The organism is Vibrio sp. IB15 (assembly GCF_016406055.1).
Classification (GTDB): domain Bacteria; phylum Pseudomonadota; class Gammaproteobacteria; order Enterobacterales; family Vibrionaceae; genus Vibrio; species Vibrio chagasii.
Genome location: NZ_JAEFCE010000029.1, coordinates 32,606 through 58,469 on the forward strand (window position 1 = coordinate 32,606; position 25,864 = coordinate 58,469).

22 protein-coding genes are annotated in these 25,864 nt (G+C 44.5%); 19 read left to right on the forward strand and 3 right to left on the reverse strand.

Annotated elements, in window-relative coordinates:
• The 11 genes from JC606_RS12440 (at position 1) to pyrF (ending at position 11,544) form a co-directional block, all read left to right on the forward strand.
• Positions 1-2,304 (forward strand): DNA internalization-related competence protein ComEC/Rec2, encoded by a 2,304-nt coding sequence (locus JC606_RS12440; RefSeq protein WP_198778675.1) that lies wholly within the window; start codon positions 1-3, stop codon positions 2,302-2,304.
• Between the two features lie 31 nt (positions 2,305-2,335).
• Positions 2,336-4,084 carry a lipid A ABC transporter ATP-binding protein/permease MsbA gene (msbA, locus tag JC606_RS12445; protein WP_061031786.1) on the forward strand — a complete coding sequence of 583 codons (1,749 nt, stop codon included), beginning with the start codon at positions 2,336-2,338 and terminating at the stop codon, positions 4,082-4,084.
• Positions 4,085-4,099: 15 nt separating this feature from the next.
• Positions 4,100-5,107, forward strand: coding sequence for a tetraacyldisaccharide 4'-kinase (lpxK, locus tag JC606_RS12450; protein WP_137406941.1), 1,008 nt, complete (start codon positions 4,100-4,102; stop codon positions 5,105-5,107).
• A complete protein-coding gene (locus JC606_RS12455; RefSeq protein ID WP_137406940.1) occupies positions 5,088-5,267 on the forward strand; it encodes a Trm112 family protein in 180 nt (59 codons plus the stop codon). Before lpxK ends, JC606_RS12455 begins: the two co-directional genes overlap by 20 nt.
• Positions 5,267-6,013, forward strand: coding sequence for a 3-deoxy-manno-octulosonate cytidylyltransferase (kdsB, locus tag JC606_RS12460; protein ID WP_198778676.1), 747 nt, complete (start codon positions 5,267-5,269; stop codon positions 6,011-6,013). The genes JC606_RS12455 and kdsB overlap by 1 nt, the downstream gene beginning before the upstream one ends.
• Before the next feature lie 255 nt (positions 6,014-6,268).
• Entirely contained in the window at positions 6,269-6,949 is a 681-nt protein-coding gene (cmk, locus tag JC606_RS12465; RefSeq protein WP_004741977.1) for a (d)CMP kinase, read from the forward strand.
• A gap of 106 nt (positions 6,950-7,055) precedes the next feature.
• A complete protein-coding gene (gene rpsA / locus JC606_RS12470; protein ID WP_061031784.1) occupies positions 7,056-8,726 on the forward strand; it encodes a 30S ribosomal protein S1 in 1,671 nt (556 codons plus the stop codon).
• Between the two features lie 121 nt (positions 8,727-8,847).
• Positions 8,848-9,132 carry an integration host factor subunit beta gene (gene ihfB, locus JC606_RS12475; protein ID WP_004741980.1) on the forward strand — a complete coding sequence of 95 codons (285 nt, stop codon included), beginning with the start codon at positions 8,848-8,850 and terminating at the stop codon, positions 9,130-9,132.
• 129 nt (positions 9,133-9,261) lie between these two features.
• Positions 9,262-9,534, forward strand: a complete 273-nt coding sequence (locus JC606_RS12480) for a LapA family protein (RefSeq protein ID WP_004741981.1) — start codon at positions 9,262-9,264, stop codon at positions 9,532-9,534.
• A gap of 12 nt (positions 9,535-9,546) precedes the next feature.
• Positions 9,547-10,722 carry a lipopolysaccharide assembly protein LapB gene (gene lapB / locus JC606_RS12485; protein WP_198778677.1) on the forward strand — a complete coding sequence of 392 codons (1,176 nt, stop codon included), beginning with the start codon at positions 9,547-9,549 and terminating at the stop codon, positions 10,720-10,722.
• Positions 10,723-10,848: 126 nt separating this feature from the next.
• The gene (gene pyrF, locus JC606_RS12490) at positions 10,849-11,544 is read left to right on the forward strand and encodes an orotidine-5'-phosphate decarboxylase (RefSeq protein WP_198778678.1); all 696 of its coding nucleotides are present in this window, start codon (positions 10,849-10,851) and stop codon (positions 11,542-11,544) included.
• A gap of 89 nt (positions 11,545-11,633) precedes the next feature.
• Here pyrF and miaE read toward each other — a convergent pair whose 3' ends face one another.
• The gene (miaE, locus tag JC606_RS12495) at positions 11,634-12,428 is read right to left on the reverse strand and encodes a tRNA isopentenyl-2-thiomethyl-A-37 hydroxylase MiaE (protein WP_275245645.1); all 795 of its coding nucleotides are present in this window, start codon (positions 12,426-12,428) and stop codon (positions 11,634-11,636) included.
• Between the two features lie 101 nt (positions 12,429-12,529).
• Positions 12,530-13,297 (reverse strand): hypothetical protein, encoded by a 768-nt coding sequence (locus JC606_RS12500; RefSeq protein WP_008224295.1) that lies wholly within the window; start codon positions 13,295-13,297, stop codon positions 12,530-12,532.
• Positions 13,298-13,617: 320 nt separating this feature from the next.
• Here JC606_RS12500 and cysB point away from each other — a divergent pair, with 320 nt between their 5' ends.
• Together cysB and JC606_RS12510 are read left to right on the forward strand one after the other, a co-directional pair.
• Positions 13,618-14,592, forward strand: coding sequence for an HTH-type transcriptional regulator CysB (gene cysB / locus JC606_RS12505; protein WP_004741986.1), 975 nt, complete (start codon positions 13,618-13,620; stop codon positions 14,590-14,592).
• Between the two features lie 149 nt (positions 14,593-14,741).
• A complete protein-coding gene (locus tag JC606_RS12510; RefSeq protein WP_198778679.1) occupies positions 14,742-15,941 on the forward strand; it encodes a methyltransferase in 1,200 nt (399 codons plus the stop codon).
• A gap of 164 nt (positions 15,942-16,105) precedes the next feature.
• Here the strand turns inward: JC606_RS12510 and ald are convergent, their stop codons facing one another.
• Positions 16,106-17,230, reverse strand: coding sequence for an alanine dehydrogenase (gene ald, locus JC606_RS12515; RefSeq protein ID WP_008224299.1), 1,125 nt, complete (start codon positions 17,228-17,230; stop codon positions 16,106-16,108).
• A 156-nt stretch (positions 17,231-17,386) separates the two neighbouring features.
• Here ald and lrp point away from each other — a divergent pair, with 156 nt between their 5' ends.
• The 6 genes from lrp to JC606_RS12545 all read left to right on the forward strand — a co-directional run.
• A complete protein-coding gene (lrp, locus tag JC606_RS12520) occupies positions 17,387-17,881 on the forward strand; it encodes a leucine-responsive transcriptional regulator Lrp (protein ID WP_004734558.1) in 495 nt (164 codons plus the stop codon).
• A gap of 163 nt (positions 17,882-18,044) precedes the next feature.
• Complete coding sequence (locus tag JC606_RS12525) at positions 18,045-21,215, forward strand: DNA translocase FtsK 4TM domain-containing protein (RefSeq protein WP_137409011.1); 3,171 nt, start codon at positions 18,045-18,047, stop codon at positions 21,213-21,215.
• An 83-nt stretch (positions 21,216-21,298) separates the two neighbouring features.
• On the forward strand, positions 21,299-21,895 hold the full coding sequence (lolA, locus tag JC606_RS12530; protein ID WP_004741992.1) for an outer membrane lipoprotein chaperone LolA: 597 nt from the start codon (positions 21,299-21,301) through the stop codon (positions 21,893-21,895).
• A gap of 70 nt (positions 21,896-21,965) precedes the next feature.
• The gene (locus JC606_RS12535) at positions 21,966-23,315 is read left to right on the forward strand and encodes a replication-associated recombination protein A (RefSeq protein ID WP_137409010.1); all 1,350 of its coding nucleotides are present in this window, start codon (positions 21,966-21,968) and stop codon (positions 23,313-23,315) included.
• A gap of 143 nt (positions 23,316-23,458) precedes the next feature.
• Positions 23,459-24,766 (forward strand): serine--tRNA ligase, encoded by a 1,308-nt coding sequence (gene serS / locus JC606_RS12540; protein ID WP_137409009.1) that lies wholly within the window; start codon positions 23,459-23,461, stop codon positions 24,764-24,766.
• Positions 24,767-24,921: 155 nt separating this feature from the next.
• Positions 24,922-25,864, forward strand: a 943-nt coding sequence (locus JC606_RS12545; RefSeq protein WP_198778680.1) for an IS4 family transposase, incomplete at its 3' end; no start/stop codon positions are given.

The window sequence follows — 25,864 nt, forward strand, 5'->3', positions numbered from 1 at the left end:
TTGTTTAACACTTGGTTCTTGATTTCATTTGCTGCGACAGTTGTGTCTGCCAGCTTCTGGCCTGTGATGCCACATTGGGTCTTGGCACCATTGATGCTGTTATTACTAATCGCATCAATAAAGTATAGCGTTTTCCGACGTACAAGAGGTCTAGCTACTGCGTTGACACTCGTTGCATGCCTAGGGAATGCGATTGAAATCCAAACAAGTCGCTTATTTCAATCAGGGCAGAATACTACCATAAATGCCTCAGTAGTTAGTCTTTTTAGTGAAAATAGCCATGGTTTTGAAAGCGTAGTAGTAGTTAGATCAATTGACGGTGAAAAATTAATCTTTCCTCAATTGATAAAATTGCGATTGTTTACGCCTTTCAAGCTCACTTTGGGTGATGAAGTTCATTTGTCGGTCAGTATCAAGCCTGTTTTTGGGAAGCTTAATGAAGCGGGCTTTGATTTGGAAAAGCACCTGTTTAGCACTGGGGTTACGGCAAATGCGAATTACCGAACGAATACTAAATATAGAATCCACTCTAGCAACCATCTACGTGCTCGGTGGTTCGAGCGCAGTCTTGATAATCTTAGCCAGCTAAAAAATAACGATTTAATAGTCGCTTTGAGTTTCGGTTATCGAGATCTAATTCCTTCTTTGCGTTGGGATTTACTAAAGAGCAGTGGCTTGATTCATTTGATGGCGATTTCTGGGCTTCACATTGGTATTGCCTTTGGTATCGGTTATCAGCTGGGGAAGTTGGCGCGTTTGTTGTCTCCTCAGTTGTTATGGCTTCCGACACTATTTGGTTTAGGTTTCGCTTATTTCTATAGCTGGTTCGCTGGGTTCACCCTGCCGACCCTAAGAGCGCTAGTGATGTGTGTGGTGGCGAGTTACTTTCTGTGGCGTGGACAAAGTATCGGTGTGGTTCGCTATGTTCTAGTCAGCTTGTGTATCGTTCTCGTTATTTGGCCTTTTTCTGCGTTATCCAGTAGTTTCTGGTTATCTTTTGGTACATTGGGTGCGGTTCTCTACATTGCGTTCAATAGTGATGCTTCTTCTTCAAATTCTACCTTTATTGAACGAGTGCTAAAGCTCATCAAAATACAGGTCATGCTGACCTTGTTAATTGCTCCCTTTTCGATGTTGTTTTTCAAAGGCGTTAGCTTGATCTCGGTCGTCTACAATTTGTTGCTATTGCCTTGGGTGTCAATGGTGACGATACCTTTGCTGTTTTTGTCGATGTTTCTAAGTTTGGTCACTGAGTCTTTATTTTGGGGAAGTGACTCAATGGCTCGTTTTTCTGCTGAGTTATGGAAACTGGTTGATTTGTCACTTGAACCGTTGGTGTTTAGCTTGCCTTTCTCTGAACAGTTTTGGATTCAGGTAGATAATCACGTAACCGTGTTACTCGTTTTTCTTATCTTATTCTTCGGTTTTATTGGTCGATACCTTAAACATGGGGTAGCCGTTGTCATCATTTCTGTATTCCTGTTGTGGTGGGAATTTGGCAAAGTGAAACAGGACAGGTTAACTATTGATGTTTTGGACGTAGGGCATGGCTTGTCTCTCATTTTTGAAAAGAACAATCACGTGGTGGTGTACGATTTAGGTAACGCGTGGCCGGGAGGGTCGATGGTCGAGTCACTATTGATTCCTACTTTATCTCAAAGAGGTATAGATGAAATTCAAGGAGTGATCATTAGCCATTTCGATTCTGATCACGCTGGTGGTTACCCTGCATTGCTTGAGAACTATCAGCCTGAATGGATAAGAGCTAGCCAAAGTTTGAATCATCAAATGAGCTCAGTTTTTCAAGCATGTACGTTAGGTGAGGTGTGGGAATGGCAGAACGTGCAGTTTGAGGTGTTGTGGCCGCCAAAACTAGTGAATAGGGCGTATAACCCACACTCTTGTGTCGTACGGATAATTGAACCAGAATCGGGCTTTTCGATGTTGCTCACGGGTGATATTGAACTCGTAAGTGAGTGGTTACTTGCTCGGGAACTTGAACAGCTTCAAAGCGATGCCATGCTAGTACCTCATCATGGTAGTGACAGCTCATCTATCGCCCCTTTCATAGAAGCGGTTTCACCAAAGTTAGCGATTGCTTCGTTGGCAAAGGGAAATCAATGGGGGATGCCAAGCGAATCAGTCGTTCAACGTTACTTACAAAGTGGAAGTGCTTGGCTTGATACAGGTGAAAGTGGACAAATAACCATCACTATCAACCAAGAAGGTTGGCATTATCATACGATTAGAGAGGAACAAGGTCGGCAGTGGTATAGGCAGATGCTTCGTAAGGGAGTAGAATAGATAGATTATTGTGAGAAAATTAAGCGATTTTATGTCAACACAAACAGATGAAACTACCTGGGTCACATTTAAACGACTTTGGACTTATATTCGACTATATAAGGCTGGCCTTGGTGTTGCGGTTATTGCGCTTATTATTAATGCCGTCTCTGATACTTACATGATTTCTTTGCTAAAGCCGTTGCTAGATGAAGGCTTTGGTAGTGCGGAATCAGATTTCCTACGCACACTTCCTCTTATTATCTTTGCCATGATGTTCATTCGTGGTGTCAGCGGTTTCGTATCCACCTATTGCTTAAGCTGGGTTTCTGGCAATGTGGTGATGGAAATCCGCCGTAAAATATTCAGTCACTTTATGCACATGCCAGTCTCTTTCTTTGATAAAGAGCAGACGGGTGCGCTGCTGTCTCGTATTACCTACGATTCGGAGCAAGTTTCTGCGGCAACCAGTAAAGCGCTGGTGAGTATTGTTCGTGAAGGCGCAAGCATCATTGGCTTATTGACCTTGATGTTTTGGAACAGCTGGCAGTTGTCTTTGGTTCTATTTGCGGTTGCTCCACTGGTAGCTTGGGCAATCAGCATAGTATCGAAGCGATTCAGAAAGATTTCTAAAAACATGCAAACCAGCATGGGTCACGTTGCTTCGTCAGCAGAACAAATGCTGAAAGGGCACAAAGTGGTGCTCACTTATGGCGGTCAGGATTTAGAAAAACATCGCTTTGATAAAGTAAGTAACCAGATGCGTCAACAGAGCATGAAGCTAGTAACAGCACAAGCGGCCGCTAACCCAATCATTCAGATGATTGCATCGGTTGCTATTGTTGTTGTACTTGTCTTGGCGAGCGTTGATTCAATTAAGGCTGAACTAACTCCGGGTACGTTTACGGTAGTGTTCTCAGCAATGTTTGGTCTAATGCGTCCACTAAAAGCACTAACTAACGTAACGTCTGAATTCCAACGTGGTATGGCTGCAAGTACGACACTGTTTGGTTTGATGGACTTAGACACAGAGCAGAACACAGGTACCTTGAAACCTGAAACGGTAAGTGGTGATGTTGCGGTAAAAGATGTGACCTTTACTTACGAAGGTGCCGAGAAGCCTGCATTGGATAATGTGAGTTTTAATATACCGAAAGGTAAGACGGTTGCGCTTGTTGGGCGATCGGGTTCAGGTAAGAGTACCATTGCCAACCTATTTACTCGTTTCTATGACGTAGACTCTGGCTCTATTGAACTTGATGGTCACGATATTCGTGATTACGAATTGAGAAATCTGCGTGAGCACTTTGCTCTGGTTTCTCAAAATGTGCATCTGTTTAACGATACGGTGGCTAACAACATCGCTTACGCAGCAGAAGAACAGTATTCACGCGAACAGATCGAACATGCCGCTAAACTTGCTCATGCGACTGAGTTTATTGAAGGTATGGAAAATGGTATTGATACTGTCGTGGGTGAAAACGGTGCGAGCTTGTCTGGCGGTCAAAGACAACGTATTGCGATCGCACGAGCACTATTGAGAGACGCGCCAGTTCTGATTCTTGATGAGGCGACGTCTGCACTAGACACAGAGTCAGAAAGAGCGATTCAATCAGCACTAGAAGAGTTACAAAAAGATAAAACTGTGTTGGTGATTGCTCACAGGCTATCGACGATTGAACAAGCTGATGAAATTTTAGTTGTTGATGATGGTCAGATTGTAGAGCGAGGCCCACACGCAGAGCTAATTGCTCATGATGGTGCCTATGCTCAACTGCATCGAATTCAGTTCAGCGGATAAGATTAGGTCTTTGTTGTGATCGAAAAGATTTGGTTTAACAATCACCCGTTAAAATATCTTCTTTGGCCACTATTGTGGCCATTGAGCCTGCTGTTCAAAGTGATCAGTGGTCAACGTCGTAATGCTTATCTCTCTGGAAAGAAAGAAACCTATCGACCACCTCTGCCTGTAATCGTTGTTGGTAACATTACCGCTGGTGGCAATGGTAAAACCCCTGTTGTGATTTGGTTGGTTGAAATGCTTCAAGCCAACGGTTTTAAACCAGGTGTGGTTTCTCGTGGTTATGGTGCGAAAGCGCCGAGTTATCCACTGGTTTTAGAAGAGAGCACGCCCGCTGAACACTCGGGTGATGAACCCCGCTTGATTCGAAAGCGAACGGGCGCGCCGGTAGCGGTTGACCCAGTAAGAGCGAATGCGGTAAAGGCTTTATTGAATCAAGGCGTGGATGTCATTATCACTGATGACGGCCTGCAGCATTATGCACTTGAACGCGACATTGAGTTTTCAGTTATCGACGGTGTAAGGCGTTTTGGTAACGAGAGTCTGATTCCACTAGGCCCATTGCGAGAGCCTGTATCGCGTTTAGCTGACGTAGATTTCTTGATTAACAATGGTGGAGAGGCACAAGGGCGAGAGTTCTCAATGTCTTTGGCACCAAGTAAAGCGGTTAACCTAAAGACAGGTCAAAAAAAGCCAGTTGCAGAATTACCAAAGCTTGTGGCTTTTGCTGGAATAGGGCACCCGCCACGCTTTTTTAAAACATTAGACGATCTTGATGGTGATGTGGTTTACACACAAGGCTTCGCCGATCATCAGGATTTTGATAAAGATGAACTTCATGCCTTAGCAAAGAAAGGTATGAATATGATTATGACAGAAAAAGACGCTGTAAAATGCGAAGAATATGCTCAAGACAACTGGTGGTATCTTCCAGTTTCTGCGCAGTTCGAAGAAGAAGCGCAACAGCAAATTTTAAAAAGAATAAAAGAGGTTATGGAATACTATGGATCACCGTCTGCTTGAGATCGTTGCTTGCCCTGTATGTAAAGGTAAACTAACCCTTGACAAGGATAAGCAAGAGCTTGTTTGTAAAATCGATCGCCTAGCTTACCCAATTAAAGAGGGTATTCCTGTTCTTCTTGAACCTGAAGCTCGTACTCTTTCAATGGACGAGGGCAAGTAATGTCTTACACGGTAGTTATACCAGCAAGATACCAATCGAGCCGTTTGCCAGGTAAGCCTCTGGCTGACATTGGCGGCAAGCCGATGATTCAATGGGTATACGAACAGTCAATGAAAGCAGGGGCTGATAACGTAATTATTGCTACCGATGATGCCCGCGTTGAGAAGGCTGCGAAAGCATTTGGTGCGACTGTGTGTATGACGTCACCGAATCACGAGTCAGGTACTGAACGCCTAGCAGAAGTGATTGATGTCATGAACATCCCTGACGATCACATTATTGTCAACGTACAAGGGGATGAGCCACTTATTCCACCGGCGATTATTAATCAGGTGGCGAACAACTTAGCAAACAGCACTGCGCCAATGGCAACACTTGGTGTTGAAATCTCTCACCTTGATGAAGTTTTTAACCCTAATGCTGTAAAAGTCGTGACGGATAAAGACGGCTATGCGCTGTATTTTAGCCGTGCGACGATTCCTTGGGATCGTGATGCTTATGCTAATAACGGTACTGCTGCAGAATCTCCGTTGCTTCGTCATATTGGTGTTTACGCTTACCGAGCTGGTTTCATCAATACCTACATCAACTGGGAACCAAGTACCCTAGAGCGCATAGAGTGCTTAGAGCAACTTCGCGTACTTTGGTATGGTGAAAAGATTCACGTAGATGTTGCTGTTGAAGCGCCGGCTGCGGGTGTTGATACTCCAGAAGACTTGGAAGCGGTACGCGCCATCATCGGTTAGACCTGCTTGAAGCAACAAATATACTTAGCCTCGCTCATGCGAGGCTTTTTTATGCCGATTTGTTGCCAATAGAAAGCCTTATTAGCATCAGGTGATTGATATTAGGCCTGTTGCATTATCGAATGCATCATCAAGATTGAATTATCTGAGATTTACCTCGCTCGACTTCCAATTTTTCTCTATAATATTCCGCCTATAAAGTAGTGGCGACTCGCTAGTACAGAATAAAACTTACGACTAAACGTGGAGTAAAAGATGCCTTCTCAAAGCCCAGTGATTACGGTTGATGGACCAAGTGGTGCAGGTAAAGGTACCCTGTGTATGTTACTAGCAGATAAGCTAGGCTTTCATCTTCTAGACTCAGGTGCGATCTATCGCGTACTGGCTTTAGCAGCAATTCATCACGGTGTAGATACTGAATCGGAAGACGCTTTAGTTCCTCTTGCAACTCACTTAGACGTTCAGTTTATTGCTGAGGGCGATCTAGTTAAGGTTATCCTAGAAGGTGAAGATGTGTCGGGCGAGCTTCGTAAAGAAGAGACCGGCATGGCGGCTTCAAAAGTTGCTGCATTACCTCGCGTACGTGAAGCATTACTTCGTCGTCAGCGCGCATTCAGCGCTGCGCCAGGTTTGGTGGCTGATGGCCGCGATATGGGAACCGTTGTCTTCCCTGAAGCAGAAGCAAAAATATTTTTAGATGCAAGTGCAGAAGAGCGTGCGACTCGCCGCCTTAAACAGTTGCAACAGAAGGGGTTAGATGTTAAATTTGACGACCTTTTGAGCGAGATCCAAGAGCGAGACGACCGAGATCGTAATCGCCCAGTGGCGCCACTTCGCCCTGCAGAGGATGCTCTAGTGCTTGATTCCACCTCAATGAATATTGAGCAGGTAGTAGAAAAAGCACTACACTATATTGAATCGAAACTAGCTGGGTAATTCTGCCCGGCTGGCAAGAACGTTGGTCGCAAGGATGATGACCGGCGAATTTATCAACCCCATGCGGTAGGATACCCATGGACGTTTAATTATTGAAGATTAAATAATGACTGAATCTTTTGCTCAACTCTTTGAAGAGTTTCTAAACGAAACAGAATTCCAACAAGGCAGCATCGTTAAAGGTACTGTAGTAGCTATCGAGAACGGTTTCGTTCTTGTTGACGCTGGTCTTAAGTCTGAATCTGCTATCCCTGCTGAACAGTTCAAGAACGCTGCTGGCGAACTTGAAGTTGAAGTTGGCGCTGAAGTAGACGTAGCTCTAGACGCTGTTGAAGATGGTTTCGGTGAGACTCAACTTTCTCGTGAGAAAGCTAAGCGTCACGAAGCTTGGATCGTTCTTGAGAAAGCTTGCGAAGAAGCTGAAACTGTTGTTGGTATCATCAACGGTAAAGTTAAAGGCGGTTTCACTGTTGAACTAAACGGTATCCGTGCTTTCCTTCCAGGTTCTCTAGTAGACGTACGTCCTATCCGTGACACTGCTCACCTAGAAAACAAAGAGCTAGAGTTCAAAGTAATCAAGCTAGACCAGAAGCGTAACAACGTTGTTGTTTCTCGTCGTGCTGTTATCGAATCTGAAAACAGTGTTGAGCGTGACGAACTTCTTGAAACTCTACAAGAAGGTACTGAAGTTAAAGGTATCGTTAAGAACCTTACTGACTACGGTGCATTCGTTGACCTTGGCGGTGTTGACGGTCTTCTACATATCACAGATATGGCTTGGAAGCGCGTTAAGCACCCATCAGAGATCGTTAACGTTGGTGACGAAATCCTAGTTAAAGTTCTTAAGTTCGACCGTGAGCGCACTCGTGTTTCACTAGGTCTTAAGCAACTAGGCGAAGATCCATGGGTAGCAATCGCTAAGCGTTACCCAGAAGGTCACAAGCTTTCTGGTCGTGTTACTAACCTAACTGACTACGGCTGCTTCGTTGAAATCGAAGAAGGCGTTGAAGGTCTAGTACACGTTTCTGAAATGGATTGGACTAACAAGAACATCCACCCTTCTAAAGTTGTTAATGTTGGCGACGAAGTTGAGGTTATGGTTCTTGATATCGACGAAGAACGTCGTCGTATCTCTCTAGGTCTGAAACAGTGTAAAGCTAACCCATGGCAGTCATTTGCAGAAATGCAAGCTAAGGGCGACAAAGTTACTGGTAAGATCAAGTCTATCACTGACTTTGGTATCTTCATCGGTCTAGAAGGCGGTATCGACGGTCTAGTACACCTATCTGACATTTCTTGGAATGTTGCTGGCGAAGACGCTGTACGTGAGTACAAGAAAGGCGACGAAATCTCAGCAGTTGTTCTAGCAGTAGATGCAGAGCGTGAGCGTATTTCTCTTGGCGTTAAGCAAATGGAAAACGACCCGTTCAACGCATACGTTGCTGACAACAAGAAAGGTGTTCTTGTAAACGGTACTGTTACTGCAGTTGACGCGAAAGGCGCTACTATCGAGCTAATCGAAGGCGTTGAAGGTTACATCCGCGCTTCTGAGGTATCTCGCGATCGTATCGAAGATGCATCTCTAATCCTAAGCGTTGGTGACAGCGTTGAAGCTAAGTTCACAGGTGTAGACCGTAAGAACCGCGTAATCAACCTATCTATCAAAGCTAAAGATGAAGCTGATGAGCAAGAAGCAATGGCTTCACTGAACAAGTCTGAAGAAGGCGCGTTCGGTAACGCAATGGCAGACGCATTCAAAGCTGCTAAAGGCGAATAATAGCTTCTCATTAAGAGAAATATAGCTATATAGCCAAGAAAGGAGCCGTAAGGCTCCTTTTTTTTTGCTTATTTTTCCGATAGGTCTATAATTTCTAAAAAGAAAACCAACGAGGGTAACTATGACTAAGTCTGAATTGATTGAAAGACTGTGCGCTGAGCAAACGCATCTTTCTGCAAAAGAAATTGAAGACGCTGTAAAAGACATTTTAGAGCATATGGCTTCAACACTAGAAAGTGGTGATCGAATCGAAATTCGCGGTTTTGGCAGCTTTTCTCTGCATTATCGTGAGCCTCGTGTTGGACGTAACCCAAAGACTGGTGACAAGGTAGAGTTAGAAGGTAAATACGTTCCTCACTTCAAACCAGGTAAAGAGCTACGTGAACGAGTAAATACAGGAATGTAGTCTACTTATCGGAATTATGAAAAGCGGCATACTATAATGTATGCCGCTTTTTTATGACCATAATATGGTGGTCTGATTAGTAATTTTCCTGCATAATCGTACAGCTAACCAACCAATGAGTGATGAACTATGAAAATTATAAAAATAGTCGCCGTTATCGCACTTTTCCTAATTGCACTGGCTTTAGGCTCTCAAAACCAAACTATCGTGAATTTTAATTACCTGCTAGCACAAGGTGATTTCCACCTTTCAAGCCTATTAGGTATTGTCTTCATTTCAGGCTTTGCTCTTGCTTGGTTAGTCTTTGGTAACATGCATATGCGATCTCAGCTGAAAATTCATCGCTTGAAGAAGCAACTCAATAAGCAATCAAAGCAGGTAGCTGCTGATACTAAAGCTTAAAGGCTATATTTGATGTTAGAGTTACTGTTCTTACTTTTACCTATTGCAGCCGCTTATGGTTGGTATATGGGTAATCGTAATGCTCAGCAAGAAAAACAAAAGCAATCACACCAGATCTCCCGTCAATACGTGACGGGTTTGAACCTATTACTGTCAGACCAATCTGACAAAGCGGTTGATCACTTCATTGAGCTGCTTCAAGTAGACAATGAAACCATCGATACTCACTTGGCCTTGGGTAACCTATTCCGATCAAGAGGCGAAGTCGACCGCGCTATTCGCATTCACCAAAATCTTATCTCCCGTTCTGGGCTGACTCTCGATCAGAAAAACCTCGCACTGCAACAACTAGCGAAAGACTATATGGTCTCTGGCTTTCTTGATCGCGCTGAAAAAATCTTTGAACAGCTGGTTGATGAACCTGACCACAAAGAGGGTGCTCTGCAGCAGTTAGTTGCAATTTATCAGCAGACTCGAGAATGGAACAAGGCGATTCATTACGGCAATATTCTAGTAAAGCTTGGTAAGAAGAAGATGAAGATGCGTGCTACGGTCGCGCATTTTTGGTGTGAGCTCGCTATGCAAGAACAAGCTGATGGTAATCGTTCAAAAGCATTAACGCATTTTAAGAAAGCGTTATCTGAAGACCCTAAATGTGTGCGTGCCAGTATCGCTTTGGGTAAATTCCACTTAGCGAACGAAGATTACCAGAAGACGATCGACTGCCTTGAGGGTGTTCTTGAGCAAGATATCGATTTTATCAGTGAAGTGTTACCAACTCTTTCTGAGTGTTATCACAAGCTCGGGCACGAAGCACAGTTGGTTGAGTTCCTTAAAGCATGTATCCAGAAGAAGGCTGGTGTGTCTGCAGAATTGATGCTGGCTCAGCTGGTTGCTCACCATGAAGATGTTGGCTCTGCGCAAGAGCTCCTGACCAAGCAACTTGTTAAAAACCCAACCATGAAAGGTTTTTATCGACTGATCGATTACCACCTAGCAGAAGCAGAAGAAGGCCGAGCAAAAGAAAGCTTAACCACGCTTCAATCTATGGTTGGTGAACAGCTTAAGGTTAAGCCTCATTACCGTTGCCGTCAGTGTGGATTCTCAACACATTCAATGTATTGGCACTGCCCTTCATGTAAGGGGTGGGGAACGATCAAGCCTATTCGTGGGTTGGATGGTGAATAGATTTGTGGTCATTAAAAGACCAAATTATTAATTGCAGCTTTCGGGCTGCATTTTTATGACTGTTATATATCGCCTGCAAGGGTAGATAGATATTTTTTAAGAAAGTTAACTGCGTTAGGAGATGAAATGAACGACCAAAAAATCATTGTAGCTTTGGATTATGACAACCAAGCGGATGCGTTAGCCTTTGTTGATCGTATTGACCCTGCATCTTGCCGCCTTAAGGTGGGTAAAGAGATGTTCACCCTATTTGGTCCTGAGTTTGTTCGTGAATTACACAAGCGTGGTTTTTCAGTATTCTTGGACCTTAAGTTCCACGATATCCCGAACACATGTTCAAAAGCCGTTCGTGCAGCCGCTGAACTAGGCGTATGGATGGTAAACGTACACGCAAGTGGCGGTGAGCGTATGATGACGGCTTCTCGCGAAATTTTGGAGCCTTACGGTAAAGATCGTCCATTGCTGATTGGCGTAACAGTACTGACGAGCATGGAGCATTCGGATCTAGCGGGTATCGGATTGGATCTAGAACCACAGCAACAAGTGATGCGTTTAGCTTCTCTTACAAAAAACTCTGGTCTTGATGGTGTGGTGTGTTCAGCGCAAGAAGCTTCTTTATTGAAAGGTGCGCTTGGCCAAGAGTTTAAACTGGTGACTCCAGGTATCCGCCCTGTTGGCGCTGATGTTGGTGACCAAAAGCGTATCATGACGCCTTCTAAAGCGATTGAATCTGGTTCTGACTACTTGGTTATTGGTCGTCCAATTACTCAGGCTGTAGACCCTGCAGCTGTGCTTGCTGAAATCAACGGCACACTAGCTTAACTTTCTCTTATAGCTAGCGTGAAACAAATAAGAAGGCCAGCAGTTAGCTGGCCTTCTTTGTTTGGATTGGAGCTGCTTTCTTAGCGGGATTATACTGGTGCGCCACTATGGAATTTAAAGTCGCTGTCGTCTGAGGTGATCAGATCTGCTTCTACTTGAGCGAAGTGGGCGATACGTTCCGAGATATCTTTACCTGCGATTTGCTCTGCTAATTCGAGGTAATCTTGGTAGTGACGAGCTTCTGAACGAAGTAGGGATACGTAAAACTTCTCCATGTCTTCTTCTAAGAAAGGGGCCAGTTTCGCAAAACGTTCACAAGAGCGTGCTTCAATAAAGGCGCCGATGATCAGTTTGTCGACCAGAGCATCAGGCTCGTATGTCTTTACTTGTTTGATCAATCCTTTCGCGTAACGACCGGCTTCGATCGGCTGGTAAGTCACGCCTTTCTTCTCCATTAATTCCATTACTTGATAGAAGTGGTGGAGTTCCTCTTTAATCAACAGCACCATCTTATCGATAAGGTCAGCGCCGTAATTACAGCCTTCTTTTGCTGTGATCTGTTTTGAAACGTTGCTCTTGCCACGAAGTGACTCTAAATCACCAATGCGACGGTAAGCAAATTGCTCGTATGGCAAGATCCATTCGTTTAATTGCTTGGCACTTTCTTTATCTACCGCGTATTTACGGATAAGGAATAAAGCACTTTGAGCAGCCTTGAGTTCACACAACATGTGGTCGCGCAAAATGATGTGGAGGTTTTCAGGCTTTTTGGCTTCATCGATCCATGAATCTGGCGTTTCAGCTTTAAGAAAAGAGTGGATTGGAGCGAGTAATTCTTGATACATGGTCGGAGCAGGTTTGTTGATAATGCGGGATTTTATCACAGCTAATGAGATCTCCCTATACGGAGGAAGGAAATTCATTAGTGACAAAAAAGGCCACCTTAGCGAACTGAGGTGGCCTTCTCGGTGACTTGATTAAGTGGTTACCACTTCTTCTTCTGACCGAATAGGGCATCCATATCGTCATCGCGTTCTTTAGATTCCATTTGCTGTAAATCTTGCGCGTTTTTGTCTTGGCGTTTTTGGTCAAGCTCGTTCAGCATCTGTTGAAGCTTTTCTTTTGCTCTCATTGAGTATGCGTCATTCTTGGTTGCCAGTGCATCAATACCTTTACGAAGCAATTGAATAGCGGTACCTGGTTGGCCGCGTGAAATTGAATCGTTAGCACGTTTAATCACGTTCTCAATGTTGATTCGAATCTGAATAGTCTCTAAACGTGCGTTTTCTACCACATAAGCTTGGGTTTCAAAACGGCCTTTATTGTGTTCGTTACGTACCGTATCGCGTAGGCGCTTAACCAGTTTGAGCATCATGATTGCTTGTTTATCGCTGCTAGGAACTCTAAAGGCCGTGCTTTCGCCACCTTGGTAGTTCTCTTTAAGCTGGGTGATTTGCTGTTTTACGCTTTCAATGCGCTGGGCAAGTTGCTTATTTTTGGGGTCGAGCTGATACATGTTTTCTAATGCATCAAGAATTCGATTATTTAAGCATACAAGAAGATCTTGGCTAAACGGCATGTGGTGCGCGTTGCCAATAAGCTCTTCGGTTCCATCAATAATGGTCAAATAACGAGAAGCTTCCTGTTTCTTCGCTGTTTCTACCTTAACTTTGTACTGAAGCATGATGTTGTAACCTAATACCAACACCAAAAGAATCGCAACTAAGGCAATAATTAAACCAGGGTTATTCATATATTTATGTCTGCTTATGTTTTCTTGAGCTAGCTAGAGAGGATACACGATTCCATTGTGTATCGGCACTCGTAAAATGCAATTTCTGATTATCTCTTATTGAGCGTAATCAGCAATCAAAACTATCAACTAATTTATGGGAATGAGGACTAGCTTGCAAAGCCATCGTGGCATTTTTATTTGTTCATCGAGAAAAACTCAATTTTTCTGTCTTTTTAGCGCTTGAAGCGTTATAACTAATAATTATATTACACGAGACTAGAATGCTCTCTTTGCAAATAAGTTAGCACAGAAATGAGTAAAGGATTACGAGGTTAGATATGAAGTTACAGCAACTGAAGTACATTGTTGAGGTTGTAAACCATAACCTAAATGTTTCTGCAACAGCAGAGAGTTTATACACATCTCAGCCAGGCATCAGTAAACAGGTTAGACTGCTTGAAGATGAATTGGGTATTCAGATATTTGAGCGAAGCGGCAAGCATTTGACTCAAGTTACTCAAGCTGGTGAAGATATTATTCGTATCTCTCAGGAGATCCTTGCTCGTGTTGAAAGCATTAAAGCGGTCGCTGGCGAACATACTCACCCTGAGATGGGTACATTGAATATTTCAACGACTCACACGCAAGCTCGTTACGCATTGCCAGATGTCATCAAAGGCTTTACCGCGCGTTACCCTAAAGTGTCGCTTCACATGCACCAAGGTACACCGAGCCAAATGTCTGAGGCAGTAGCTAAGGGCACAGCAAACTTCGCGATTGCGACAGAAGCACTTCACCTTTACCAAGATGCGATAATGCTGCCTTGTTACCATTGGAACCGTTCTATCGTGGTAACAAAAGATCACCCGCTGGCTCAAAAGCAAAATATCACCATCGAAGATCTGGCTGCTTATTCTCTGGTGACTTACGTCTTTGGCTTTACTGGCCGATCTGAGCTGGATACGGCCTTCAATAAAGTAGGTCTAACACCACGTGTTGTGTTTACTGCTACAGATGCCGATGTAATCAAAACTTACGTTCGTATGGGCATCGGTGTTGGTGTGATTGCGAGTATGGCGATTGACCATGAACAAGATACCGACTTGGTTGCCATTGATGCGAGCCATCTATTTGGTGCGAGCACAACCAGTATTGGTTTTAGAAAAGGTACGTTCCTGCGTTCTTACATGTTTGATTTCATGGAACGTTTTGCACCTCACTTAACTCGCCCAGTGGTAGAGCAAGCTATCTCTCTGAAATCGAATGAAGAAATCGAAGAGATGTTTAAAGATATCGAGCTGCCAGTTCGTTAATTCTATCTCGAAAAACAAGATTCTTAATCGGCCTGTAGTGACAGGCCGTTTTTTATCAGCTTTTTAACTTTCACCTCTAAGCTCTCTTTGTCTCCCACCTTTTCATTTACGCCGGTTACCCCTACAATCCACGCATCATAGGGGGAAGCATGCATTCACGATTTAAAATACTCGACTCATTTCTGCTTGAGCACCAAGTTTATTGGCGCTCTGAGCCTTTTCACCTATGCCAAACACAACAGCAGCCATGGAAAGAAGTTAACCCACCCCTTGTGGACTGGTTAAATAGCTTAACGATTGAAAATATTCAGACGCTGAAAGAACTGCCTGATCTGCTGCTTACTGAACTCAGCTATTTTATGCCTCAGCTTGCGGACGCTCACCAAAGCACTCAATTTACGAATACAAATCTCAAAGGATTGCAGCTTCCTAGAGGAACTGAAGACGGTATTCCTGGAAGAAAGTTGCAGCAAATCATATCGATGGGTGAAGCGGCGCTTGAACATCACCAGGGTGAAGAGTGGTTGGAGTGGTGTTCTGGTAAAGGATTCTTAGGGCGAATTTTGTCTCAGCAATCTAACCAAAAGGTGACCAGTTTCGAATGGCAGCAATCACTGTGTGAGAGTGGCCAAAAAATAGCGGATGCACAACATCTAGAAATGACCTTTGTGCAAGGTGACGCTTTTTCTGAGAGTGCTGACAAGGTGTTTAATGCCAATCAACATGCGGTAGCACTGCATGCTTGTGGCGATCTCCATGTTGAGTTAGTTAAAAAGTCCGTATCGCATGGGCTTTCTGCGGTGACTATATCCCCTTGTTGTTACCACCTTATTCGAGACGACAGCTACCAAGCTATGTCTTCAGTGGCAAAAGCCTCAGCGTTAACATTAAGCAAGAGTGATTTACGAATCCCACTCCAGGAAACGGTTACTGGTGGTGAAAGGGTAAAGCGACACCGTCAATTGGAGATGAGTTATCGCCTAGGCTTCAGCCGGTTACTTAAGACTGAAATGGGGATTGATGAATACATCCCAGTACCGAGCATCAAAAAGTCAGAATTATCTGAAGGGTTTGAATCGTTTTGTCAGTGGGCTTCTGAAGTGAAAGAGATAACACTTGGTTTGGATATCGATTTTGAATCCTATTTTGCTCAAGGCGAGAAACTTTTCTGGGAAATGGAGAAGCTGAGTTTGGTTCAACAAGTTTTCAGACGACCATTGGAGATATGGTTAGCTTTAGATAGAGCGATTTACCTACAAGAGCAAGGCTATGAGGCAAGCATCGAAGAGTTTTGTGAGCGCAGTGTTACGCCTAGAAACCTGTTGATACATGGCGTTAAGAACGACTGATAGACGATGCGTCTAGTAGAAAGCATGCTCCTCACAGCTTTCGAACGTTAGTGTTACAGAGACAAAAAAGCCAGTTCGACATAATCGGACTGGCTTTTTTGATGCGTATGATTCAACTGAGCGCCTCAACGAGAAAATTTGACGCTCAGTGACTCATGACATCATTAGTTGAACATCGCGATAGCTTCAGCTGGATCTACGTATTCTAGGTCAAAGCTCTCTGCAACTTCTTTACAAGTCACTTTACCGTGAATCACGTTAAGACCTTCTAGGAAGCCTTTGTCTGATAGAAGTGCTTCGCGGTAACCTTTGTTCGCTAGCTTAACAATGTAAGGAAGTGTTGCATTGTTTAGTGCGTAGGTTGAAGTGCGAGCAACAGCACCAGGCATGTTTGCAACACAGTAGTGAACTACGTCGTCAACGATGTAAGTTGGATCTGCGTGTGTCGTCGCGTGCGAAGTTTCGAAACAACCACCTTGGTCGATTGCAACGTCAACAACCGCTGAACCTGGTTTCATCTTAGCGATGTGCTCTTTTGTAACCAGTTTAGGTGCTGCTGCACCAGGGATCAGTACTGCACCAATCACTAGGTCTGCTTCTAGAACATGCTTCTCGATAGCGTCTTCAGTAGAATAAACTACTTTTGCGCGACCTTGGAATTCTTCATCAAGGCGACGAAGCGTGTCCACGTTACGGTCAAGAATCGTTACATCAGCGCGAAGGCCAACAGCCATACGTGCTGCGTTAGCACCTACAACACCGCCGCCAACAACAACAACTTTCGCTGGTTCAACACCAGGAACGCCGCCTAGAAGAAGACCACAACCACCGTTAGATTTCTCTAATGTTTGTGCACCTGCTTGAATAGACATGCGACCAGCTACTTCAGACATTGGTGCTAATAGTGGCAAGCGACCCATATTATCTGTTACAGTCTCATAGGCTACGCAGACAGCTTTGCTCTTGATAAGCTCTTCAGTTTGTGGAAAATCTGGTGCAAGGTGTAAATAAGTAAATAATATTTGCCCTTCGCGAAGCATAGCTCGCTCGACAGCTTGAGGTTCTTTAACCTTTACAATCATCTCTGCTTTCGCGAAAACGTCAGCAGCAGTAGGAAGAATGGATGCGCCTACAGCGATGTAATCATCGTCTGAAAAACCGATACCAGTACCGGCATTGGTTTCAACAAAAACTTGGTGGCCGTGTGAGATTAGTTCTCTCACGCTAGCTGGGGTCATACCAACGCGGTATTCGTGGTTTTTGATTTCCTTAGGTACGCCAATGATCATCCTGACTCCTTATTTTATTTTGGTTGTTTTATCTATGTGTAGGGTAATTCTGTCGAATTAATATCTAGTATAGATATGTTCAGATAAAATTTGATACTGAATATTAAAAAGTTGTAGTATATTTTTTTGCAAGGAAGTAATAAGGTGGAATAAAAAATGGCAGACAATTATAAGAAGCCGTCCAAGGAACTAGATCGTATTGACCGCAACATTCTTAATGAGTTGCAAAAAGACGGTCGTATCTCGAACGTTGAACTCTCAAAACGAGTAGGACTTTCTCCGACTCCGTGTCTTGAGCGTGTTCGTCGTTTAGAACGTCAAGGTTACATTACTGGGTACACAGCGTTGCTGAACCCACAGTACCTTGATGCTTCACTTTTAGTGTTTGTTGAAATTACGTTGAACCGTGGTGCGCCAGATGTGTTCGAACAATTCAATACCGCTGTGCAGAAACTGGATGACATCCAAGAGTGTCATTTAGTGTCGGGTGACTTTGACTATCTTCTAAAAACACGTGTATCTGATATGGGTGCTTACCGTAAGCTACTGGGTGATACGTTACTTCGTCTACCGGGCGTAAACGACACTCGAACTTACGTAGTAATGGAAGAAGTGAAACAAACCAACCAACTTGTGATTAAAACTCGTTAGTCATAATTGGTGAAATGAAAGAAAGCGGACATTTGTTCCGCTTTCTTGCTTTCTGGAATTGGGTTTTTTGGTTTGATATGGTTAAATCAACAGTAGTTTCATTGAAACGGGCGGCCTGTGCCGCTCGCTATGTTTTTATCTCGTTTAATTATTAAGTTGGTTTATGTTCAAGCAGAGCAGTAATAAAGTAGAAACAATCATTAAAACGAGTGAAGAGCCCCAGTCTTCTCGTTTAAATGGTTCTCAACGCCTTAAAGAGTGCAGCCTGATACTGGGCGTTCTTTTCTCTATTCTACTTGCCGTTGCGTTATTAACCTTTAGTCCAGCCGATCCATCATGGTCGCAAACGGCGTGGGGTGGTGACATTCAAAACGCGGGAGGCTATCTAGGAGCATGGCTAGCAGATACGCTTTTCTTTGTGTTTGGCTCTCTGGCTTATCCACTGCCGATCTTAGTGACCGTTGCCGCATGGGTCTTATTCCGTAAGCGTAATGAAGATGAGCAGATCGACTTTATGTTGTGGGGTACTCGTTTACTTGGTTTGACAGTGCTCATTCTGACCAGCTGTGGTTTGGCAGACATTAACTTTGATGATATTTGGTACTTCTCGTCAGGTGGTGTGGTTGGTGACGTTTTAACGAGCCTCGCACTTCCAACGTTGAACATTTTAGGCAGTACGCTTGTGCTTCTTTTCCTTTGGGGGGCAGGTTTTACGCTTCTTACTGGTATTTCTTGGTTAAGAATTGTTGAATGGTTGGGTGAAGGCGCAATCAAACTCTTTACTTCAACGGTTAACAAAGCTCGTGGTCAAGACCAAGAATTGCTTGAGCCAGAACTGAAAGAGTCAGCAGACCGAGCTCCACAGCAAGAGCTACGTCAACAGCCAACGTACCGCGATGACGAAGTGAAAGAGCAATATGCTGAGCGAGAAGAAGCTCTCGATCCTGCAATGAGCTTCTCAGCGACCAATGAGCCTTCTGGTATTGCAACAAACACATCTAAAGAGAGTGTTGCAGAGAAGCGTCATTACAATATTCATATGCCAACAGAAGCGCCGGTTAAGCAGCAAGCGCCTGTTTCTCAAGATCCAGTTTATCGAGTGACTCAACCGCCTGTTGCTCCTCAACCAGAGCAGCCAATTGCTGTCGCTCCGGTTTATCAAGCGCCACAAGAGCCATTGGAAGAGGGCGTTGAGCGTTCTAAGCAGTTAAATGCGACCATAGAGCAGCTAGAAAGTGCTGCAATGTATGAAGATGATCTTGCTGAGCAAGATCAGACAGATGCACATGAATCTCAAGCGGCTTATCAGCAATACATGCAGCAAGAACAGGAGCCTGTTCGTCCTACTGAACCTATTGTGGATGCGACAACAGAAACAGCTCTTGATGATCAATATGCACAACCAGAGGTTGATTGTGAAGCTCACGAGTCTACAGAGTTTGATGCTGATGACGTTCAGCCTGAATCTTTGTATGTCTCCCCTATGGGCGAGCCAGATGCTGATACTCAAGATGATTTCTCAGCGCACCGTGCACCATTTGATGCGCCTGAAGAGCAAGGCTACGAGCAGCCTTCTGAGTTTGATTCTGAAACAGTAGAGAGTGATATCGAAGAACAACACGAACCATTCTCATATCAGCAAGAGCAAGCTGCACAACCTGCCGTTGTGGATGAAGAGCCTGCGATTGATCTGCCTTGGGAAGAAGTCTCGGAAGATGAAGACCTGAATCAGGATAAAGACGTTGCGGCTTTCCAGAACATTGTTTCTGAAGCGCAAGCAAACATGGCAGCTGCACAAAACCCATTCTTGGTTCAGCAGGAAGTTAATTTGCCGAAACCGGCGGAGCCACTACCGACACTTGAGCTTTTGTTCCACCCTGAGAAACGTGAAACATTTATCGACCGTGATGCACTAGAAGCAATTGCGCGTCTGGTTGAATCCAAGCTAGCGGACTACAAGATTAAAGCGGACGTTGTTGATATTTTCCCTGGTCCAGTCATCACTCGATTTGAGTTGGATTTGGCACCTGGTGTGAAAGTAAGCCGTATTTCTGGCCTATCTATGGACTTGGCTCGCTCATTGTCTGCGTTGGCGGTACGTGTAGTTGAAGTAATTCCGGGCAAACCTTATGTTGGTTTGGAGTTGCCAAACATGAGCCGTCAAACCGTATTCTTCTCAGACGTAGTGGGCAGCGAGCAGTTCCAAGAAGCGAAATCACCAACAACGGTGGTGTTAGGACAAGATATTGCAGGTGAAGCTGTGATTGCTGACCTAGCTAAGATGCCACACGTCCTAGTTGCGGGTACTACGGGTTCTGGTAAGTCGGTTGGTGTGAACGTAATGATTTTGAGTATGCTGTATAAAGCATCGCCTGAAGACGTTCGTTTCATTATGATCGACCCGAAAATGCTAGAGCTTTCAGTATATGAGGGTATTCCTCATCTACTATCTGAAGTCGTTACCGACATGAAAGATGCGTCGAATGCACTTCGTTGGTGTGTTGGCGAAATGGAACGTCGTTACAAGCTGATGTCAGCACTCGGTGTTCGTAACATCAAAGGCTACAACGACAAGCTTAAGATGGCTGCCGATGCAGGTCACCCAATCCACGACCCATTGTGGAAACCGGGCGATAGCATGGACCAAGAAGCGCCATTGTTAGAGAAGCTGCCATACATTGTGGTTATCGTCGATGAATTTGCCGACTTAATCATGGTGGTAGGTAAGAAGGTTGAAGAACTGATTGCACGCTTGGCACAAAAAGCGCGTGCAGCTGGTGTTCACTTGATTCTTGCAACTCAGCGCCCATCTGTAGATGTGATTACAGGTCTGATTAAAGCTAACATTCCAACGCGTGTTGCCTTTACGGTATCAACTAAGACTGACTCTCGAACGATTCTTGACCAAGGTGGTGCAGAATCACTGCTTGGTATGGGTGATATGCTTTACTTACCGCCAGGTTCTAGCCATACAATCCGTGTTCATGGTGCGTTTGCGTCAGATGATGATGTACACGCAGTGGTAAACAACTGGAAAGCACGTGGTAAGCCAAACTACATTGATGAAATTACTAATGGTGAGCAAACGCCTGAAACCTTGCTTCCGGGTGAGAAGATGGAAGGTGATGAAGAGGTTGACCCACTGTTTGATCAAGTAGTCGAGCACGTTGTTCATTCACGTCGCGGTTCAGTTTCTGGTGTACAACGTCGATTCAAGATCGGTTACAACCGAGCGGCACGAATTGTGGAACAGCTTGAGGCGCAAGGCATTGTAAGTGCTCCAGGCCATAACGGTAACCGAGAAGTCTTAGCACCAGCGCCACCGAAAGAGTAATCGCTTAATTGTGTAGATAGGAACTCAACCCTTAATAATCGGTCATAGCTTTATGACCGATTTACCTCGTAACAGGATTATTAATGAAAAAAGTATTCGCACTTTTATTTATGAGCTTCTCAGTGTTTGCTTCTCCGAAAGAAGAGTTGAGTAGCCGCTTGGCATTAAACGCAGGGTTTAGCGCTGACTTTAAACAAGTGGTCACAAGCCCTGATGGCGATGTTGTAATGGAAGGTGAAGGCACGGTTGAAATTGCACGCCCAAGCTTATTCCGCTGGGAAACCACGTTCCCGGATGAGAACCTATTGGTCTCTGATGGTCAGAGTTTGTGGTATTACAGCCCGTTCATTGAGCAAGTCAGTATTTACTGGCAAGAACAAGCGACATCGCAAACGCCTTTTGTGCTGCTGACACGCAACCAAGAGAGCGATTGGGATAACTACAATGTAGCGCAATCGGGTAACCAATTTACGCTGACACCAACGGCGGTTGACTCTAATCAGGGTGACTTCCAGATTAATATCAATGAAAAAGGCATTGTTCAGGGCTTTAATGTGATTGAACAAGACGGTCAAAAAGGCGAGTTTACTTTCAGTAATGTGAATTTGGGTAAACCAGCGGCAGACCGCTTTACTTTTGTGGCACCGGAAGGTGTCGAGGTCGACGACCAAAGAAACTGATCGAATCAAGTCGATCATTTGGTAGTACGTCGATAGGCATTAATGCCATCAACGAATCAAGAGATTGCAATTGAGTAATTACAGCTTAGATTTTGCAGGGGACGAAGATTTTCGTCCCCTTGCTGCTCGTATGAGACCAGAAACTGTAGAGCAGTATATTGGTCAGCAGCATATATTATGTCCAGGTAAACCCCTTCGTAGAGCTCTGGAAGCGGGGCATATCCACTCGATGATTTTGTGGGGGCCTCCTGGTACTGGTAAAACCACGCTCGCAGAAGTTGCCGCCAATTATGCCAATGCAGAAGTGGAGCGTGTGTCCGCCGTGACATCGGGTGTGAAAGACATTCGCATCGCTATTGAAAAAGCGCGTGAAAACAAGCAAGCAGGGCGCAGAACCATCTTGTTTGTGGATGAGGTCCATCGCTTTAATAAAAGCCAGCAAGATGCTTTTCTGCCTCATATAGAGGACGGCACGGTTACCTTCATTGGTGCAACCACAGAAAACCCTTCCTTCGAGTTAAACAATGCTCTGTTATCTCGTGCGCGAGTGTACAAGCTGACATCTCTCAATACCGATGATATTGCGACGGTAATACGTCAAGCGATTGAAGATAAGCAGCGTGGCCTTGGTGATGTACCTGCACACTTTGCTGATAATGTTTTGGATCGCTTAGCTGAGTTAGTGAACGGTGATGCGCGTATGTCGCTCAACTACCTTGAGCTGCTGTACGACATGGCAGAAGACAACGACAAAGGCGAGAAAGCGATCACCTTACAACTGCTTGCTGAAGTGGCGGGTGAGAAAGTGGCTCGCTTTGATAACAAGGGTGATATTTGGTACGACCTAATATCAGCTGTTCATAAATCGATTCGTGGTTCAAAACCTGATGCAGCCATGTACTGGTCGGCTCGAATGATTGCAGCAGGCTGTGATCCGCTTTATATCGTTAGGCGCTTATTGGCGATAGCTTCTGAAGATATTGGTAACGCGGACCCTCGTGCTATGCAGGTTGCTATGTCTGCTTGGGATTGCTTTACACGCATTGGCCCTGCAGAAGGTGAACGTGCGATCGCACAGGCGGTTGTCTATTTAGCGTGTGCACCAAAGAGTAATGCGGTTTATACAGCTTGGAAGCAAGCCTTAACCGATGCTCATAATCTTCCTGAGTATGAAGTGCCTCATCATTTACGAAATGCACCGACAAGTTTGATGAAGGACATGGGCTATGGGCAAGAATACCGTTATGCTCACGACGAACCAGGTGCCTACGCGGCGGGTGAAAAGTATCTGCCTCCTGAGATGGGCGAGAAACAATACTATTTCCCAACAAAACGAGGCTTAGAGACCAAAATTGGCGAGAAGCTAGATTATCTGGCGGATTTGGACGCAAAAAGCCCACAAAAACGCTATGAAAAGTAGTCTTTTTTGGATATCTTTACCTAGTCATAAAATTCAGATTAAATCGTTACAAATTGGTTGAAATAGCACCAGTTTTAGGGGTTTAGTGGTGATTCGGTAGCCAAGCTACTGAATATTCAAATAACTAAAGCATAGGATTAGCAATGCTGGATTCTAAATTACTTCGAGCTGAGCTGGATGAAACAGCGGCAAAATTAGCACGTCGAGGCTTTGACCTTGATGTAGAGACAATTCGTGAACTTGAAGAAAAGCGTAAGTCCCTTCAGATGAAAACTGAAGAGCTACAAGCGTTACGTAACTCTCGATCGAAGTCCATTGGTCAAGCGAAAGCAAAAGGCGACCATGAAGAAGCTGAGCGTATCCTTGCTGAAGTAGGCAACTTAGGCGCAGAACTAGACCAAGCTAAAGCAGCATTGGCTGAGCTTCAATCTGATCTAGAAACGATCACTATGTCTATTCCAAACCTGCCAGACGAGTCTGTGCCAGAAGGTAAAGACGAAGATGATAACGTTGAAGTTTCTCGTTGGGGTCAACCTAAGACATACGACTTCGAAGTGAAAGATCACGTTGATCTTGGCGAAATGTCTGGCGGTCTTGATTTTGCTAGCGCAGTAAAAATCTCAGGTTCTCGTTTCATCGTGATGAAAGGCAAATTTGCACGTCTACACCGTGCGATTGCTCAGTTCATGTTGGACCTTCACACTGATGAGCACGGCTACACAGAAATGTACGTACCGTACCTAGTGAACCACGATAGCCTATACGGCACGGGTCAACTTCCTAAGTTTGGCGAAGACTTGTTCCACACAAGCCCGCTAACTGAGCAAGTAAGTGATGTTCCTCTTAAGACGCTATCACTTATCCCTACTGCGGAAGTACCGGTAACGAACATGGTTCGCGATACCATTACAGACGAAGCTGAACTGCCACTTAAGATGACAGCTCACACACCATGTTTCCGTTCTGAAGCAGGTTCTTACGGTCGTGACACTCGTGGTCTTATCCGTATGCACCAATTCGACAAAGTTGAACTAGTACAAATTACTAAGCCAGAAGACTCTATGGCTGCTCTTGAAGAGCTAACAGGTCACGCTGAAAAAGTACTTCAACTTCTAGAGCTTCCTTACCGTAAAGTGGTTCTATGTACTGGTGACATGGGCTTCGGCGCTGCGAAAACTTACGACTTAGAAGTATGGGTTCCAGCACAAGAGACTTACCGCGAAATCTCTTCTTGTTCAAACATGTGGGATTTCCAAGCTCGTCGTATGCAGGCTCGTTTCCGTCGTAAAGGCGAGAAGAAACCTGAACTTGTGCACACACTAAACGGTTCTGGTCTTGCTGTTGGTCGTACTATGGTTGCGATTCTTGAGAACAACCAAGAAGCAGATGGCCGTATTGCTATCCCAGCAGTACTTCAGCCATACATGGGCGGCGTAACGCACATCGGCTAATCGTTTTACGATTTAATGAGTCCGTAAAATATTGAAAACCCAGCCTATTGGCCTGTCTCTTATACAGAAATCCCTAAGCTACAGCTTAGGGATTTTTTTTGAACTAATTTTATGTTTCGTGATCTGATCATCCATATACGACAAGGATGATGATTATGACTTATATAGAGCCAACCCTCTGGGCACAAAAACAATTCGGCCAAGCCGACCTCAATGATCCTAGACGAACTCAAAGACTCGTCGCTCTAGCGGCTTCACTTGCCGAGCAGCCAGGCGTGTCAATCTCGAAGCTCATCATTTCTCCCGCGGACATGGAAGGGGCTTATCGCTTTATCCGTAACGAAAAAATCAAGGCTGAAGACATTGCAGATGCTGGATTTTATGTCACAGTCCAGGAGGCCTTGGCGCAACAAACTCTTCTAGCATTAGAAGATACTACTTCTCTAAGTTACTCTCATCGCAGTTTACGAGATGAGCTCGGACACTCCAATCAAGGCAATCGACATCGAGCAATGTTTGTTCACTCGACCTTACTTTTTGCTCCTGAAACCCATACGGTGGTTGGTTTAATTGAACAGCAACGCTGGACACGGGATATCAAAAAGCGTGGACAGAGGCACCAGCATGCGACTCGACCATACAAAGAAAAAGAAAGTTATAAGTGGGAACAAGCATCCGAGCGTGTCGCAAATCGACTGGGCGATAAGATGTCAGATGTAATTTCTGTGTGTGATAGAGAAGCAGACTTATTTGAATACCTCACTTATAAACACGAGCAACGTCAACGATTCCTAGTTCGCTCAATGCAAAGTCGTTGTATCGAAGAGCATAATAATCGTCTTTACGACTATGCTTCAAAATTACAATCAGCAGGAAGTAAAGAGCTCAAAATACCGCAAAAAGGTGGTCGTAAGGCCCGTACTGCTCACCTAGACATAAAATATGCTCCCATAACACTCAAATCTCCTGCCAATAAAAAAGAGTTAGACAATATCCCTCTCTATTATGTCGGATGCATAGAGCAAGGTGAAAGTAACGAGAAACTCGCGTGGCACCTACTCACCTCTGAACCGATAACGAGCAAGGAAGAGGCGCTTA